The following is a 16,632-nucleotide window of genomic DNA, read 5'->3' on the forward strand; positions in this document are numbered from 1 at the left end:
GAGCACCGCGGTCTGAGTCAGCAAGAATTAGCTTTGTTGTACAGCTGCAACTTCTGCAGCAAAGTCTACTTCTTCTTTCTCGATGCCTTCGCCCACTTCAAAACGGATGAAGTTAGTCACTTCGGCACCTTTTTCTTTCAGCATTTGACCCACAGTTTGTGCTGGATCCATCACGAATGCTTGACCTGTCAGAGAAATTTCACCGGTGAATTTCTTCATACGGCCAACAACCATTTTCTCTGCGATATCAGCTGGCTTGCCTGATTCCATTGCGATATCAACTTGAATTTTCTTCTCTTTTTCAACAACGTCAGCAGGCACATCTTCAGGGTTCACGTAGTCAGGCTTAGACGCGGCAATGTGCATAGCAACGTGCTTGATGGTTTCTTCGTCAGCTTTCGCAGCAACAACTACACCGATACGATCGCCGTGACGGTAAGAACCGACTTTCTCGCCTTCGATGAATGAAACACGGCGGATATCCATGTTTTCACCGATTTTTGCAACAAGCTCAGCACGCTGCTGTTCGAATTTTTCTTTCAGCGCGTCGATTGCTAGGCCTTCAGCCAGTGCTGTTTCTGCCACTTGGTTAGCAAATGCAGCGAAATTCGCATCTTTAGCAACAAAGTCAGTTTCACAGTTAATTTCAACGATCGCAGCTTTGCCGTCGTTTTCTTTAACTAGGATGACACCTTCAGCAGCAACACGGCCAGCTTTCTTCGCTGCTTTTGCCGCGCCGCTCTTACGCATGTTTTCGATTGCAACTTCGATGTCAGCGTTCGCTTCAACCAGTGCTTTTTTACATTCCATCATGCCAGCGCCAGTGCGCTCGCGCAGTTCTTTAACCAGGGCAGCGGTAACAGTTGCCATTGTTCAATCCTCGATTCGAAACTATTTTGGGTAAAAAACAGGGGCCCGATATCGGCCCCTGCTAACCATACTTAGCTTACAGCATGAAAGATGACACGCTGATGGCTAAGAACGCTCACAAGGAGCTGTCGTCTTACTCAGCGACTTCAACCAGCTCGTCTTCTGCTTGCGTGACGATGTCTTGGCTACGGCCTTCTTTGTAAGCGTCAGACGCTGCGTTCAGGTACAGTTGGATAGCGCGAATTGCGTCATCGTTACCTGGGATTACGTGATCAACGCCGTCAGGGTTAGAGTTAGTATCTACCACTGCAAAGACTGGGATGCCCAGATTATTCGCTTCTTTGATGGCAATGTGCTCGTGATCCGCATCGATAACGAACATTGCATCAGGTAGGCCGTTCATGTTCTTGATACCACCCAGTGATTTGTCGAGTTTTTCCATCTCACGGGTGTACATCAGCGCTTCTTTTTTGGTCAGCTTTTCAAACGTACCGTCACTCGCTTGAGTTTCCAGATCTTTTAGACGTTTGATAGATGTGCGAACGGTTTTCCAGTTGGTCAGCATGCCGCCCAACCAACGGTTACTTACATAAAACTGCTCGCAGTTTTCTGCTGCCGTTTTTACCGCTTCGCTTGCTGCGCGCTTAGTACCAACAAACAGAACTTTACCTTTACGCTCACCGATTTTTGACAGTTCAGCCAGTGACTCGTTGAACATTGGTACGGTTTTTTCAAGGTTGATGATGTGCACTTTGTTACGTGAACCAAAAATGAATGGCTTCATTTTTGGGTTCCAGAAACGAGTTTGGTGACCGAAGTGTACACCCGCCTTGAGCATGTCGCGCATTGAAACAGTAGCCATGATAAATTCCTCTCGGGGTTAGGCCTCCACATATCCCATTTACCGACCCGTTAGTGGGCACCCCGGTCAATGTGTCGATATGTGTGTGATTTAAGAATAAAAATGATAATTGAACCCCATCAAACTGAAACCTAGCTCGGCTAGACCTAGCATGGCTAGATTGATCATAATGACGGTTTTCGGCGCGCTTTATATCACAAACACATGGGTAAAATCCAGTTAAATTGCGCGCGCAATCCGCCTAAACCTATACGATGACCGCGCGGAATGCTTCTCTTTCTGTTTCTTCCATGGACATGGCTTGATACCATATAGTCACTATTAGACAGTTGCTAATCCTGCACCGCTTAGACAAGCGTAGCAGGGCGTCAGTGGCTGTGCTTAATGATACAAAACGTGACTTGAATCATGCTCTCGTTTTAACGTTATCATTGAGCATCCCGAATAAAGAGAGAAAGCAAAATGACAATCCCGATTAAAACAGAAGAAGAAATTGAAAAAATGCGCGTAGCCGGTCGGCTCGCTGCTGACGTGCTCGTGATGCTTGGCGAGCATGTTAAGCCTGGGGTCACCACCCGTGAGCTAGACGACATCGCTCACCAGTATATGACTGACGTACAAGGCACCATTCCTGCCACATTGGACTATCACGGTTTTCCTAAATCCATGTGCACATCAATCAATCATGTCGTTTGTCATGGTATACCTTGTGATGAAGACGTGCTTCAAGAAGGCGACATCGTCAATATTGATGTCACCGTGATCAAAGATGGCTACCATGGCGATACCTCAAAGATGTTTTTAGTCGGGGAAGTGTCTCTCGAAGACAAACGTCTTTGCCGTGTCACGCAAGAAAGCCTGTATCACGCGATCAAAAAGGTAAAACCAGGTGCGACTGTTGGTGATTTAGGAACAGCGATCCAAAAGTTCATCAAGAGCAGCAACACGCGCTACTCAATCGTCAAAGAGTACTGTGGGCATGGTATTGGCGCGAGCTTCCATGAAGATCCACAAGTGGTGCACTACAAAAACAACGACCGTACCATTCTTAAACCTGGCATGTGTTTTACTATTGAGCCTATGATTAACGCAGGGAAGTATGGGACCGTACTGGATGAGGACGATGATTGGACGGTCTATACCATCGATGGTAAAAAGTCGGCGCAATGGGAGCACACGCTGCTGGTGACCGACACAGGGGTTGAGGTATTAACGTTACGAGAGGAAGAAAGTCTCCCACGTTACATCAACCACTAATCTAGAAATAAGAGCCGGTTTCGTTCCGGCTTTTTTTTGCGCAAAGGATCGCCATGACAGACACGGTAATTACGCCACAACATTTGGGGGATGATCAACTCGACCCCATCACGCTAAAGGCACAGTTCCAACAGCTACTTGAACAGCAAAAGCAAGATTTCCTTGCCAATGTTCCCGTTGCCGAGTTGGTTTATCAGCGTACCGATTATATGGATGCCCTTCTGGCTAGGTTATGGCATCACTTTGGTTTTGATCAAAGCCCTCTTGCGCTGGTCGCGGTGGGCGGCTATGGCCGGCGTGAATTACACCCTCTGTCTGATATTGATTTACTCCTACTTTGCCAAGCACCGCTAAATGCTTATCAGCAGCAAAGCCTCAGTGATCTACTCACTTTGTTGTGGGACTTGAAATTGGAAGTCGGCCACAGTGTCCGGACTGTCGAAGAGTGTATTGACGTTGGGCTGGATGATCTTACCGTCGCGACTAATTTACAAGAGTCGCGCCTTTTATGTGGCGATTCACAGTTGTTCGAGGCGCTCGAGGCCCGTGTGCACCATGATAGCTTTTGGCCCAGTGAACGCTTTTATCAAGCGAAAGTCGACGAGCAAAAAGCCCGACATCGCCGCTATCATGATACCGCTTATAAACTCGAGCCAGATTTAAAACTCAGCCCTGGCAGCTTACGCGATATTCATACCCTATCTTGGATTGCGCGCCGTCATTTTGGTGCCACCAGCTTAAGAGAAATGAGCGATTTTGGCTTTTTGACTGATGCTGAGTATCGTGAACTTAACGAATGCCAAAACGTGCTGTGGCGGATCCGTTTTGCCCTTCACCTTGAGCTGCGTCGCTACGACAACCGACTGACCTTCGCTCATCAAACCTCAGTGGCTGAACTCCTCGGCTACCGGGGCGACGGTAATCGTGCGGTCGAGACCATGATGAAAGATTTCTTTCGCACCCTCGGACGCGTGGGGGAGCTCAACAAGATGCTGCTGCAAATCTTTGATCAGGTGATCATCGATAATGGTCGGTCTGGAGAAGTCGACGTATTAAGTGATGACTTCCAACGCTGCGGACGGACTATTGAGGCACGCAAACCTGCTTTATTTCAAGCACGCCCTGAGACTATCTTAGATATGATGCTGCATATCGCCGACGACACCTCGATCGAGGCCATCGCCGCCCCCACTTTACGCCAACTGCGTACCGCTCGACGTCGACTTAACCACTTTTTGTGTCAGCAAGACGATGCAAGAGAAAAATTCATGGCACTCATACGCCACCCAAACGCTCTGCATAAAGCGTTTGGACTAATGCACCGCCACGGTGTCATGTCTGCGTACCTCCCACAGTGGAGTCAAATTGTCGGACAAATGCAGTTTGATTTGTTTCATGTCTATACGGTTGATGAACACACGATTCGTTTGCTCAAACATATGCGTTTGTTTGACGATGAAGCTAATCGTGAGCGCCACCCTATTTGTTGCGATGTATTTCCGCGTCTTGCACGACGCGAGCTGTTGCTGGTTGCGGCTATTTTTCATGATATAGGCAAAGGCCGTGGAGGCGATCACAGTGAAATTGGCGCGATTGAATCCCATGATTTTTGTCTTGACCACGGTTTATCAAAGCCAGAAGCCAACATTGTCAGTTGGCTGGTACGTAACCACTTACTGATGTCTGTCACCGCCCAGCGTCGCGATATTTACGATCCCGATGTCATCACCGACTTTGCCAAAGAGGTCCGCGACGAGGAGCGGCTCGATTTGCTTCTCTGCCTGACCGTGGCAGACATTAATGCCACTAACCCAGACTTGTGGAATAGTTGGAAGCGTACCTTAATTGCTGAGCTTTATTATTCCACTCAAAAAGCCTTACGACGTGGGCTAGAAAACCCACCGGATGTCAGAGAACGGATCCGGCACAACAAACATCTCGCTGCTGCCATGTTACGCAAGCAGGGGCACAGTCCACGAGAAATTGAAGTATTATGGCAACGTTTTAAAGCGGATTATTTTCTTCGCCATACCCACAAGCAAATAGCTTGGCATAGTGAACATCTGCTCCACCACGCCGATGATAAGCCGCTGGTGCTCGTCAGTAAAAAAGCGACCCGTGGCGGCACAGAAATATTCGTTTACTGCCAAGACAGGCCGAGCTTGTTCGCACGCGTCGTTGCCGCCCTAGATAAGAAAAACCTCAGTGTCCATGATGCCCAAGTCATGACCAGCAAAGATGGCCACGCACTCGATACCTTTATGGTGCTTGATCAAAACGACGATGCGATTTCTATCGATCGTCATCCTAGAATTATCGACGGGGTTGGGAAAGCACTCGACGAGACCGGCAAGATCACTATTCCCAAGCGTCGCTCACCGCAAAAGTTACAACATTTTTCGGTGAAAACGCAGGTATTGTTTCTCCCCACCAAAAACGGGCGACGTACACTCATGGAATTAGTCGCGCTCGATACGCCAGGGCTATTGGCACGCGTCGGTGCGGTTTTTGCTCGGCAAAATGTGAGTGTTCACGCGGCTAAAATCACCACCATCGGTGAGCGCGCAGAGGACTTTTTTATCGTCACGGATCTCGACAATCAAGCGCTCACTTCTGAACACCAAGCACAATTGAAAGCGGCGCTCGAGAAAGCCCTCTCGCAAGCCAAATAATACCAGGGAATCGCGCGGGCAAGACGCGCAACCATAACGATGTCTAACCATGAGGTGGCTATGTATCAACAGTTAAAGAATATCGGTGTTGAACACCCTGAAAAAATAGAGCGCTACTCGCTCCGTCAAGAAGCAAGCTACGATACGCTCAAAATCTATTTTAGTAAGCCAAAAGGCGATCTGTTTGCGCGGAGTATGAAATTTAAATATCCGCGGCAGCGTAAAAATGTGGTCGTCGACAGCGGTACAGGTCGCTCAAAAGAAGTAACAGAGATAAACCGGAGCCTCTCTTTGGTCATTGATGAGCTCGACCAGATCGTACAACACGAGCATACCGAGCAAGACGTGAAGCAAAAAGTGCTTACCGACCTACGTCACCTAGAAAAAGTGGTCGCCAGTAAGATTGCAGAAATCGAGGCCGAACTCGAAAAGCTGTAAGGGCGGCATGCGAGTACACCGCCCATAGCAAGGTCTAGTTATCGTATGATGACGCCGGCGCTTCCCAGCCCAACTGTTCAATAACATGCTGCCAGACTGTATCCAAAGGCGCATGAATAAAAACAGTCTTGCCACTGGCTGGGTGCGTTAGCGTCATCTCACTGGCGTGCAATAGCAGCTGATGACAATTAAATTGCTCTCTAAACACACGATTGTGGCGACCGTCTCCATGAGTGGTGTCACCAATGATCGGATGGCTTAAGTGGTGCATATGCCGCCGCAATTGATGCTTACGTCCAGTATGAGGTTGCATCGCTACCAAGCTATAACGACTGGTCGCATAGCGTCCGGTTGCGATCGGCAGCTCAACTGTCGCCAATGGCTGATAGTCAGTCACCGCCGCTTTTGCTGTCGCCGGTTGGCTGGCGTGTTTATCTGCTATTTTGTCTTGTTCTTCCACCAGCGGGTAATCCAGCTGGCCAGCATGGGAAACCCAGCCTCGAACAATGCCATGGTAAGCTTTTTTGACCTGCCCTTCAGCAAACTGCGGCATCATCTTAGAGGCCACTTCACTGGATAACGCAAACACCAAAACGCCCGACGTCGGCTTGTCCAGTCGGTGCAATGGATAGACATGCTGGCCAATTTGATCTCTCAAGGTTTGCATCACAAATCGGGTTTCCCCTTTGTCTAACCAAGAGCGGTGGACCAGCATCCCTGACGGTTTATTCACCACCACTAAATGCTCGTCACGGTATAAAATGTTCAGTAAAGTATCGGTCATTGATCAGAAAACAAGTTATCAATTCGAACAACGACAGCAACCACGTCACTATGGCCTGCCTGCTCTTTCATTGCTTCTTCCACGTACGGTGAGATTTCAAAGTTACGTGGCAAAGCTTGCTCTGTCTTGATAAGCGCTCGCATCTTAGGCACAAACACCCATTGCAACCATTCGTGGCACGCCAGTGTATCGACAGCAAACGGTTCTGTGCTGGCTAGCCGCTCAGTTGACGGTGGCGTCGCCTGCCATAGCGCATGATTGTTTAGCACTTGCTCTAATTCATCAAGGAGTTGTTCACATTGTTGGCGAAGAGTCATTGACAACCTCATCATTACTCGACCGATAAAGCGCGAAGCATAGCACGAACCGATTCAAGACGACATTAACAAGGCGAGCATTGCAGGGATAAAAACTGATATACTCGCGGCTAATTAAGCGATAACGAAGAGCGGATATCATGCAAACGGTTCACGCCCTCAGCGCCCTATTTGATCAAGCAGGTTGCCAATTCAGTGTCTATGATTTAGGCCGTCGAGTGTGCCGCCTGGAAGAGGCATCTTTTCGTGCCGTCGAGGCCAACCAACAACCTTACCCTCACCCATTACGTCAGCAAGCGCATATGGCCGTGGCTTTTTGGCCACAAGGTGGCACGCCTTGGGTATGGTTTTTAAAAATGCCTTTAGATGAGCGAGGGTTATTAAATCACACCGCAATGGGGGATTTCCTTCAGTATGTCAGCGCGGCGATGGGCGAGAGCCTGACCGCGACGCCAAACAAGGCACAGCGCGAGAAACTGGCCAACAATCCTTATACCTTTACCCCAACTGACGACAAGATGGCGATGTTTCACGCCTCACTGACCTATCAATTGGGTCATCCTGCCAGCCAGTACTATGACCATGCCCAGCATTACCTCAATGGCGAGCTCGGCTGGGATAATTGGCAAGGTGTTGGACTTCAGGGGCTAGCGGATACCTGCGTGCGTATGCAGGAGCAAAATAATGCAACTCGAGTTCGTAAAGCACTGAATAACATACCTAACACACCACTATATGCGCTGTTAGGTTGTTTGGAGCATTGTGAAATTAACGCGAAATTAGCGGAAAGTTTACGCGAGATGTTTACTCAAATGTGCCAAAACCAAGATGTCGACTTGTTTTTGGTCAGTGCATTACTTCGTGCTCATGCTGGGGCGCCTTCAGACACCGAGCACCAACTGATAGAAGCGGTGCTTGCAAGGCCAGAGCTCCACCACCGAGAAATTTTTGTCGCTATTGCCGGTCGCTGCTGGCGTAGCTTAGCCAATGAATCCGTGCTTGACTACTTTTTGATTGCCTTGGCAGACCACCAAGATGCAGCATTATTTCAGCAAATCTATACGGATTTGGTCATGTTACCACCGTTACGCGGTGCACTACTGACGCGGCTCCACGGTCATACATCACCCGCCCTGGCGCAGGCCATGGCTCGGATGCAACAGGCCGTGACACAAACATCGCATGATCACTGATCTATTGACCATCTTGCTGGTTGTCGTCATTGCCTTGCTATTTTGGCAACAGCGGCGGCAATCTGAGCAAGCTCACCAGCATATTCGTCAATACTGTCAACGAATGGAGTTACAATTACTCTCAATCGCGCGCGGTCGCCACACCATGGTCAAAACGAAGGCTGGTTGGCGATGGGTAACGTACTATTGGTTTGAGTTTTCAGCGACGGGTAATGATCACTACACCGGTCAAGCACAGCTTTATGGACTAAGGCTGAAAGCGATTGATACGCCTGTTCATACGATGCCGGGGCAATCCGATTGATCGATGAGAAGATCGTCAATGCAAAGGCCCTCCCTAGTATAAAGACCTTTGGGGCAAAGACCTGAGTACAGAGACCTGGGTGCACAAACATAGTCGCGCATCGTGATAAGCTGTACTAGATTATAAATATGATGCGCACGCTGAGGGTGTTTTTGCTAATGCGTGACAGGGAGTCACCGAGTGTCGGCCACCGAGTGTCGGCCAAAGCACTCAAAAAGGAAAGGGCGCAGCTTGCGCCGCGCCCTAAAGTTTTACTTGCAGCTATCCTGCTACGAAAAGGTGCTCCCTGCATCATTCCTTGATCAGTCGCCGATTCCTTCAGCGTCGTTCCATGTCTCTCCGTCTTGGAGGTGTCCTTTCGTCATCCTGACAAACCGAAATTCCGATTTTCGATAAGCTCTCCATCCTGGAGGTGTCCATGACTTCGTCCTGAAGTGATCCTTAAGCCCCCATCCTGGGTTGTCCTAAGTCTTCCTGACGTACAAGCTTCCTGCTTGCAGCGAACGGCTCCGTCCGTTGTCCTTTTTGCAATCCTTGCCAGCGCTTCTTCCTGAAGTACTGCCTCATCCTGAGGTACCAAGTCCTTGGTGATTCCTGTTCCCTGTGTCAGTTCCCTTCCGACACCCATAAGATTACGCGAATAGACGCTTGGTACAAGTCACTGTCACGTGCTTAATCTCTCATTTTTTAGTCCGAACTAGTTACAATCCAGTAAGTCACTGTTTTAAATTAAAAATAAACTATCGTCAGGTCGTTTGTCTTGATACGATTCTGCTTTTATCCCACGCGTGTGTAAGAGATATCGCACACAGAAAAGGGATACTTGTCTCGACAAGGTAAGATTGAGTCATCAACGGTGGGGAGAGGTCTACGCTTTTTATTCTTGCTATAGTCAATATAGACCCATACCGACAGGATAGGAGAGACAATGGAAACGTTCCAGCATGATTTGCAACATCTGTTTGAGCAACTCGGGTTAGACAGCGATCACACAGCGATTGAGCACTTCTTATCCAACCACTGTCTGGTGGACGGACAAACGCTGGTGGACGCCCCTTTTTGGAACGCGGCGCAGCGGGCATTGATTGAGCAAGCCGTAAAAGAGGATGCCGACTGGGCTGAGCAAGTTGATATGCTTGATGCATTACTGAGAAAGCCCTAATCTTGCCGCTGACTTTAAACTAAGGAGATGAAATGAGCTATCAAGCAGCATTAGAGCGAGCGTTAAAAGCGCTCGCCGCAAAAGGACAAAGCGCGACAGTGGCAAAGATAAAAGCTCAACTTGATACACAAGTCCCATTGCCGCTGATCATTCAGGCCGTCAAAAGTGCCAAAAAAAATCAGTCCCTGCCTGCCATGTCAGCCCCCGAGATCACCCTGTCTGATGCTGAGCGGATCGATCAACTTGAGCAACACATTACACAGCTAAGTGAGCGTTTGGCCCGGTTAGAAGCAACGTTGGACAATCAGTAATACAACAATCAAGCAATCAAGTTAGTTTAAAGTCCCAAGACAGGTTTGAGACCAAACGGCAAGCCTCACACTTAAATAAGAAAATATCGTGCAGTGGCGTATCTAATCGCCACGCTGCGCCGCATTTCGGACAAGGGCGTGTTAACTCAGTGTCCTTGTCTTTGCCACCGACGCGATATTGATAGTAATAAGTCGGGATCCCCGTTAGGTATTCAATCCGACCGCGCAAATCCCATCCCCGTTGAAATAGCCGAGTATGGGGGCTTTGTATCTCGTTAAGCCCAGCAAATTCGGCATCACTGGCGCCCGCCATTTGTAGTTCATCACAGGCCTGCCATTCCGTTTGCCATTTGACGACCGACTTATGATCACCATTAAAGGTGGCTGGTAAACGGTATAAAGGGATAGGTAGCAACGTATCCCCGCAGCGCAGCGGTGAGCACGTGTGCACAAAGGTTGTGTACAACACTTGCCAACTTGGTGACGCATTAGGCGCCGCTTGCTCCGAATTGAGATCGCGCCCCAAAAGGCGTACTTTTGGCTGGGTTAAACACGCATCAGCCAATTGTTGCAACGCGCGTTTGACTTGAGGACTATGATACTTAGGTTGTAACGCATCTTCATCTGGACACACCACACGGAGCTGAAATTGCCCGTCTTGCATGAGAATAGGAAATTCGCGTCCAAGCACCTGACCGTTATATCGCAGCGCGTCCATTAAACCATTAAGCTTACGATCGACGGCATCTACTGTGGTGTTATCGAAACACTCAAACGTCAGCTCTGTCAGGATCATATAGCATCAACCTCCAACGCCGTCACAAACGCTTCGGCATCTTTGGCTATCACGTCGCGAGTGCCAGTATTCAATCCTTCTTTCACCACTTCGCCGCTCATATTATCAATTGAAATGACCGTCATTTCGTCATCCGTGGTGGCAATGAAAACAGTCGGGGTCAATTTACGCTGACGTTGCATCATTAAATGCCCCAAAATATTTTCTTGTAAGCGTGCGAGATCGTCATCGCTCCAAACTTGCACCAAACAGATCGACTCCCCCGCAAACCGAACCGGTAAATCGGCGCAATAGAAGCCATTATAAAAATCTTTTATATCACTGTGTAAACGCAGCGATATTCCCTTCTCAACATTGGTAAAGTCCGCGGCGGTTTCACGCTTGACTGGCTGCCACTGTACTTGATGCGCATTGTCACTGACCATACAAGGCGATGAGAGCCCGATATACTCATCCGAGCACGGTAAACTCTGATATTGATGCTGCCATGCGGTAACATAATTCTGTGCTAGCGCCCAAAGGGCGCGATGTAATGTGTTCTCCATTCGCAACCTATAGCAAGATTCAGTAAACTTTACCCATTCTACTTGAATCAATAGCAGATCCGTATGAGCAATTATCAAGATGCCGATGCCCTAGCCAAACTATCGCTAGGTCAACACACTGATTACCCAACTGAATATGATCCGTCACAGCTGCGTGCGGTCCCGCGCGAATTAAACCGCCAAGCTATCGGCCTCGATCAGGCGTCGCTTCCTTTCACTGGCTATGATACCTGGACGCTCTATGAGCTATCCTGGTTAAACAAGAACGGTTTACCTCAAGTCGCGATCGGCGAGGTACGATTACCCGCATCCAGCCCAAACCTAGTGGAATCGAAATCGTTCAAGTTATACCTCAATAGTTTTAACCAAACCCGATTCGATAGCTGGCAGCAAGTGGCGAATGCACTACAAACCGACCTTTCCGCTTGTGCCGGTGAAGCTGTGGACGTCACCTTATCGCCCCTCAGTGAACTAGAAGGGGAAGTGATTGCGGGACTATCAGGCGAGTGCTTGGATCATCAAGATATCAGTATTGATGACTATCGTTTCCAACCTGAATGGCTAGAAGACGCCGCGCAAGGTGCCATTGTGTCCGAAACCCTTCATAGTCATTTGCTCAAATCGAATTGCTTAATCACTCACCAGCCCGATTGGGGCTCAGTGAGAATTGCTTATAAGGGCAAGAAAATAAACCGCGAGAAATTGCTTCGTTACCTGGTTTCATTCCGCGAGCATAACGAATTTCACGAGCAGTGCGTTGAGCGCATTTTTATGGATATTATGCGCTTTTGTCAGCCTGAAAAATTGACCGTCTATGCCCGCTATACTCGCCGCGGCGGTTTAGACATAAACCCCTATCGTACCAATATGGGCAAAACCCCGAGTGAAAATAACCGGTTAGCACGACAATAACAAAACGGGGCTGCTTATCGGCAGCCTTTCTTTCATTTTTATACATAGAGGATGGCGCATGCGCATCAGCCCACTACTTGTAGGCCTGCTTTTTTGGTTGACGTCGATGGCGGCGTTCGCTTCTATCCACTCCTCGCCCGTTTTGACCGATGCCGAAAAATTATTGGATACATCCCCCATCCAATCCTTAGAAATCAGCAACCGATTCCTGGCCCAACGACGATTAACGACAGGGGCTAATCGTTCACACGTCAACAATGACACCGATCGATCGATTCGGACGCCGTTGCACACGGTTTATGCGTATTTAATTAGCGCCCGTGCTTATGCTCATTTGGAGCAGCCACTTGACTCCAAAGCCGCGCTCCAAAAAGCGTATCAGGTCGTTGAAGAGTACGATTTAAAACATACTCACGTGCAAGTCGTTCTGACTGAAGCGACGCTCATTTGGCACTTAGACCATGATGAACAAGGCGCACTGGCAAAGTTAGATGCAGTACAAACGGCGATGAGTACCTTGCCGGAAAATAGTCTCAATGGGCCAGAGCTTCGCTTTCGTAGTGCCTTACTACGCGCCAACATACTGGCTGAAACATCAGATAACGAATCGGCATTAGTGGCGTATGAAAATGCACGCAGCCAGCTGAGTAATGATCCACAAGATCTTCGCGACAAAGTCGAGTTTCAACTCTCATTTGGACGTTTTTTGCTGGCACAAGAACAGCATGAAAGTGCCTTAACTGAACTGCTAAGCGCTTTTTGGATCGCCAGTGAAAATGAATATACCGCATTGATCGCGAACGCCAATATGGAACTTGCTCGACTTTATTTTCAACAAGGTGTACTCGAGCAAGCACTCGAGCATGCGAATCAAGCCGCGGCATTTTTCGAACACTTCTCACTCAGCCGACGACTCTCAGCGTCTCAGCGCTTATTAGCTAGCTTATACGAGCAGCAATCTCGGTATAATTTTGCACTCGTGCATTATTTTAATGCGCTCGAAGTTGAGCAGTCTCTTGGCCGAACTCAACCGCTCGCCGATATACACTTAGCCATCGCCCGCACCTACTTTGAGCTAAAACACTTTCCTCTCAGTGATCGCTATATTCAGGATGCATTGCGACTCGTGGGGAGTTTGCCAAACTCGCCACTGACAACTCAGGCCATGCTGTTACAAGGCCGAATACATTTAGCGCTTGAGCAACCCAAACAAGCAGAAAAGGAAATCAAGACCGCGCTTGAGCGCGCCGAGGCTGAAAACGATATCACCACCATGACCCACGCCTATCAGGCATTATCAAACGCTTTCGAGGCGCAGGAACGATATCAAGTTGCACTCGCTATGCAGCGAGAATATGAGCAATTACGAGCAACACAGGCTCAATCAAAGCAACAGCAACAAGCAGATACCTTTAAGCAACAGCAGCGTGTGGTTGAACGCCAGTTACAAATGGATGAATTACAGCGTCAGCTCGATACGGCGCATCAAGAGCAGTTGCACCTACAAAAAGTCAATTACTTTCTATTGGGCAGCCTGGGTGTCCTAATTGCCATTGTCTATCTACGCCACCGCGCCGCAGTGTTACGCCAAACCGAGCTCGAGCAGTTACGTGATGACTTCTACACTCACCCTCGCACTGGGCTGAGAAACTTACGTATGCTTAATGCCAAATTGCCGCGTTCGCTTGAAAAAAGTAATGCCAATTTTGAGCAATGGTACCTCAACGACATGATTCACCAACCGCTCAGTGATCGGCTACGCTTCGCCATGTTCGACGTGGTTTTTCTCAAAGAATTGTTTTTGTTGCATGGTTACCAACGTGCTCAAGACATAGAACGCCAGCTCGGTGAGTATCTGTCTGAACGTGTGACACAATCTGGGCGTCTATACCATTTTGCTGACACCCTGTTTATCTATATAGAGACAAACTGGGACGAAAACACCAAACCTGAAGCACTCGCACAATTTGTACAAACATTGATAGAGGATTTTGTCACCCAATACCAAAATACCGTCCACGAAGCGCCCGCTAAGGACGCTACTGTCGACACATCAGACCAATTACTTGATGACCACACATCCATTGATGCTGCTCCTCAACATCTAGCGCGTTTAACGCCACACGTCGCCATTGGCTTAGCAGAGTATCCCTTTTTGCCACGCGCATATACCTCGATCAACGATCAGGAGCTGATAGAGATCTTGCTCACCGCCACACATCAAGCAAGCGCACTGGCTCAACAAAGTGAAGAAAGTCATTGGGTCCACTTTAGTGCGATTAATACGGCACCGGCGGCGAGTTTCGTCAATACCAACCTTCGCCAAGCCTGTTTAAAAGGGATTGAGTCTGGGCTAGTAAAGGTTAAAACATCATCAAATGGCCTCATGGACTGGCAGAAGGATCACGAATCTGATAAAAAGCGAACATCTTTTATTGATGACGATAGCAATAAGTCGGTATAGCTAACGTCCATGGGTGGTGCATTCTTACTACCTGTGATGCTGAATCGCGAATGTAATTAGGTGTTTTTTCGACCAAATGACTAAGTCAACTCCATCACCGTTGTCGGCACAGACCGCTCAGGCGGATCATCATCATGCGCCTTCAGCATATCGAGAGCTGGCTTTGAAGTCGCGTCGAGAGATCCATACGCTCAAACGCTTAGCATCGCGATTGATTGCGACATGCACAGGCAAAAACACCGCGGTAGATCAAAAACTAACCGACTTCCGTGACATATTATACTCAGCGCAGGATGTTAGCGCGTTGCTTCCGCGTTTAGCTGTTATTGAACGCATGGTGAGTCATCAAGACATGACACAAAAAAAAGCACAGTCCCATCTCGAAGAGCAGTTTCATACCAGTGGTGAAACGCTACAACGTGTTATCGGCCTGCCTGCTCAACTCAAGCGAGATTTACGCGAGTTGCTAGCAAAATCGGCGAACAGTGATACTGAAAGAACGCAGCATTTGATCCGACTACTTCAGCTCTACGAGCGGGCTGTGACCTTGCAAGTCACACGCCCTCGCGCTCAACACGCGCAAATAGAGCTCGATAAAGACCAAATTCGTCGCGTCGCAGATGAGCTACAAAACCTGATTACCGAGCTCGATATTGATGGTCAAGCTGGCAGTCAGTTGCTTGATATTCGTCGCCAATTATTGACCGATGTCGCGCCAGCGACTGTCGTCTCACTCACTCTGTCCGCCCTTCGGCTGATTTTAGATGCCACGCAAGCCGAGCGTCAGGCATCACAACAATTTCTCGCCCAAGTGAATGATGATCTGGTTGCAATCAGTCAGCAAAATACGCGCGCTTTTGATCACGCCACGCAATTGCGGGTGGCACATCAAAGCGTTGATCAGCGCCTAGATCACACCATTACTGACATTGAAAAAGAACTTGGTCTAAAAGGCACGCCAGAGTCCAATCCTGAGGCCGCACTAACACGTGCACTCGACGCGCTGAACGCCATAGCAAAAGAGAACGAGGCCCTCAAAACGCGAGAGCGCGCACTCGAAGAGCAACTGAGCCACAATCAAACCCAGTTGAGTACACTGGCTGAACACACGATGGATCAACGCCGTCATGTTGGCGACCAAGAACGCAAGCGTTTACTGGATCCACTGACCCGTGTTTACAATCGCGCCGCGCTCAATGATCGCCTCGAACATGAATTCCGCTTATGGAAGAAGTACCAACGGCCGTTTTGCCTCGCGGTGATTGACATTGATCACTTCAAGCAAGTTAACCAACAGTTTGGGTATGAAGTCGGTGATAAAGCCTTGAAAATCGTCGCGCGTACGATTTATCAATGTTTGCGTGATACCGATTTTATTGCTCGGTTTGGTGGTGAAGAGTTTGTGATCTTATTGCCCGATGCCAACGATGATACTCGCACAGAAATCCTAGCCACTATCAGCCATACCATCCGCAAGCTGCCGTTAAAATTCAAGAACGAACGCGTCGCGATCACCGTATCGATTGGTGCTACCCTCTTTAGCGATCAAGATACGCCAACCCCCGTTCTAGAACGAGCAGACCAAGCGTTGTATCAAGCCAAAAACAGTGGCCGCAACCAAATTATTTGGTGTTAATTATTACTGGTCAATTGTGGCTGGCGTGTGTATTTTTAATTAACACACTGATTTTTATAGCACCGTGCTATCTTCCCTACTTGGCTTTTCAAGAGGGGCGGTCCGTAAG

Annotated in this window: 16 protein-coding genes; 10 read left to right on the top strand and 6 right to left on the bottom strand. The window is 48.6% G+C overall.

Annotated features, from left to right (window positions below; all coding sequences use genetic code 11):
* Positions 1 to 27 precede the first annotated feature (27 nt).
* Both tsf and rpsB read right to left on the bottom strand, forming a co-directional pair.
* Positions 28 to 870 carry a translation elongation factor Ts gene (gene tsf / locus BZG81_RS09915; protein ID WP_021022003.1) on the bottom strand — a complete coding sequence of 281 codons (843 nt, stop codon included), beginning with the start codon at positions 868 to 870 and terminating at the stop codon, positions 28 to 30.
* A 133-nt stretch (positions 871 to 1,003) separates the two neighbouring features.
* Positions 1,004 to 1,732, bottom strand: coding sequence for a 30S ribosomal protein S2 (gene rpsB / locus BZG81_RS09920; protein ID WP_021022004.1), 729 nt, complete (start codon positions 1,730 to 1,732; stop codon positions 1,004 to 1,006).
* A gap of 462 nt (positions 1,733 to 2,194) precedes the next feature.
* On the opposite strand from rpsB, the gene map reads away from it, so the two are divergent.
* From map to BZG81_RS09935, 3 genes are read left to right on the top strand one after another with little or no spacing between them, the layout of a single operon-like run.
* Positions 2,195 to 2,989: a type I methionyl aminopeptidase gene (map, locus tag BZG81_RS09925; RefSeq protein ID WP_021022005.1), complete on the top strand. Its 795-nt coding sequence runs from the start codon at positions 2,195 to 2,197 to the stop codon at positions 2,987 to 2,989.
* Between the two features lie 53 nt (positions 2,990 to 3,042).
* The gene (glnD, locus tag BZG81_RS09930) at positions 3,043 to 5,661 is read left to right on the top strand and encodes a bifunctional uridylyltransferase/uridylyl-removing protein GlnD (RefSeq protein WP_077677263.1); all 2,619 of its coding nucleotides are present in this window, start codon (positions 3,043 to 3,045) and stop codon (positions 5,659 to 5,661) included.
* Positions 5,662 to 5,721: 60 nt separating this feature from the next.
* On the top strand, positions 5,722 to 6,099 hold the full coding sequence (locus BZG81_RS09935; protein WP_021022007.1) for a DUF3461 family protein: 378 nt from the start codon (positions 5,722 to 5,724) through the stop codon (positions 6,097 to 6,099).
* Positions 6,100 to 6,133: 34 nt separating this feature from the next.
* Here the strand turns inward: BZG81_RS09935 and truC are convergent, their stop codons facing one another.
* Positions 6,134 to 6,883: a tRNA pseudouridine(65) synthase TruC gene (gene truC / locus BZG81_RS09940; protein ID WP_077677264.1), complete on the bottom strand. Its 750-nt coding sequence runs from the start codon at positions 6,881 to 6,883 to the stop codon at positions 6,134 to 6,136.
* The gene (locus tag BZG81_RS09945; protein ID WP_077677265.1) at positions 6,880 to 7,200 is read right to left on the bottom strand and encodes a YqcC family protein; all 321 of its coding nucleotides are present in this window, start codon (positions 7,198 to 7,200) and stop codon (positions 6,880 to 6,882) included. The genes truC and BZG81_RS09945 overlap by 4 nt, the downstream gene beginning before the upstream one ends.
* Positions 7,201 to 7,340: 140 nt before the next feature.
* Between BZG81_RS09945 and BZG81_RS09950 the strand changes: the two genes are divergently transcribed.
* The 4 genes from BZG81_RS09950 to BZG81_RS09970 all read left to right on the top strand — a co-directional run bounded on the left by BZG81_RS09950 (position 7,341) and on the right by BZG81_RS09970 (position 10,170).
* The gene (locus BZG81_RS09950) at positions 7,341 to 8,393 is read left to right on the top strand and encodes a DUF3549 family protein (RefSeq protein ID WP_077459737.1); all 1,053 of its coding nucleotides are present in this window, start codon (positions 7,341 to 7,343) and stop codon (positions 8,391 to 8,393) included.
* Positions 8,383 to 8,697, top strand: a complete 315-nt coding sequence (locus BZG81_RS09955) for a DUF3301 domain-containing protein (protein ID WP_021022011.1) — start codon at positions 8,383 to 8,385, stop codon at positions 8,695 to 8,697. The genes BZG81_RS09950 and BZG81_RS09955 overlap by 11 nt, the downstream gene beginning before the upstream one ends.
* Positions 8,698 to 9,625: 928 nt before the next feature.
* A complete protein-coding gene (locus BZG81_RS09965) occupies positions 9,626 to 9,859 on the top strand; it encodes a DUF2789 family protein (protein ID WP_077576818.1) in 234 nt (77 codons plus the stop codon).
* A 32-nt stretch (positions 9,860 to 9,891) separates the two neighbouring features.
* Entirely contained in the window at positions 9,892 to 10,170 is a 279-nt protein-coding gene (locus tag BZG81_RS09970; RefSeq protein WP_021022014.1) for a hypothetical protein, read from the top strand.
* Positions 10,171 to 10,186: 16 nt separating this feature from the next.
* On the opposite strand, the gene BZG81_RS09975 is transcribed toward BZG81_RS09970, so the two are convergent.
* Together BZG81_RS09975 and syd are read right to left on the bottom strand one after the other, a co-directional pair.
* Complete coding sequence (locus tag BZG81_RS09975; protein WP_077576816.1) at positions 10,187 to 10,966, bottom strand: Zn-ribbon-containing protein; 780 nt, start codon at positions 10,964 to 10,966, stop codon at positions 10,187 to 10,189.
* Complete coding sequence (syd, locus tag BZG81_RS09980; protein ID WP_077677267.1) at positions 10,963 to 11,511, bottom strand: SecY-interacting protein; 549 nt, start codon at positions 11,509 to 11,511, stop codon at positions 10,963 to 10,965. The genes BZG81_RS09975 and syd overlap by 4 nt, the downstream gene beginning before the upstream one ends.
* A gap of 63 nt (positions 11,512 to 11,574) precedes the next feature.
* Between syd and queF the strand changes: the two genes are divergently transcribed.
* The 3 genes from queF (at position 11,575) to BZG81_RS09995 (ending at position 16,523) form a co-directional block, all read left to right on the top strand.
* Positions 11,575 to 12,423, top strand: a complete 849-nt coding sequence (gene queF, locus BZG81_RS09985) for an NADPH-dependent 7-cyano-7-deazaguanine reductase QueF (RefSeq protein WP_021022017.1) — start codon at positions 11,575 to 11,577, stop codon at positions 12,421 to 12,423.
* Between the two features lie 58 nt (positions 12,424 to 12,481).
* Positions 12,482 to 14,887, top strand: coding sequence for a hypothetical protein (locus tag BZG81_RS09990; protein WP_077677268.1), 2,406 nt, complete (start codon positions 12,482 to 12,484; stop codon positions 14,885 to 14,887).
* 76 nt (positions 14,888 to 14,963) lie between these two features.
* Positions 14,964 to 16,523 carry a GGDEF domain-containing protein gene (locus BZG81_RS09995; protein WP_077459740.1) on the top strand — a complete coding sequence of 520 codons (1,560 nt, stop codon included), beginning with the start codon at positions 14,964 to 14,966 and terminating at the stop codon, positions 16,521 to 16,523.
* Positions 16,524 to 16,632: the final 109 nt, after the last annotated feature.

This window comes from Salinivibrio sp. MA607, assembly GCF_001996245.1.
In the GTDB taxonomy this organism is placed as follows: domain Bacteria; phylum Pseudomonadota; class Gammaproteobacteria; order Enterobacterales; family Vibrionaceae; genus Salinivibrio; species Salinivibrio costicola.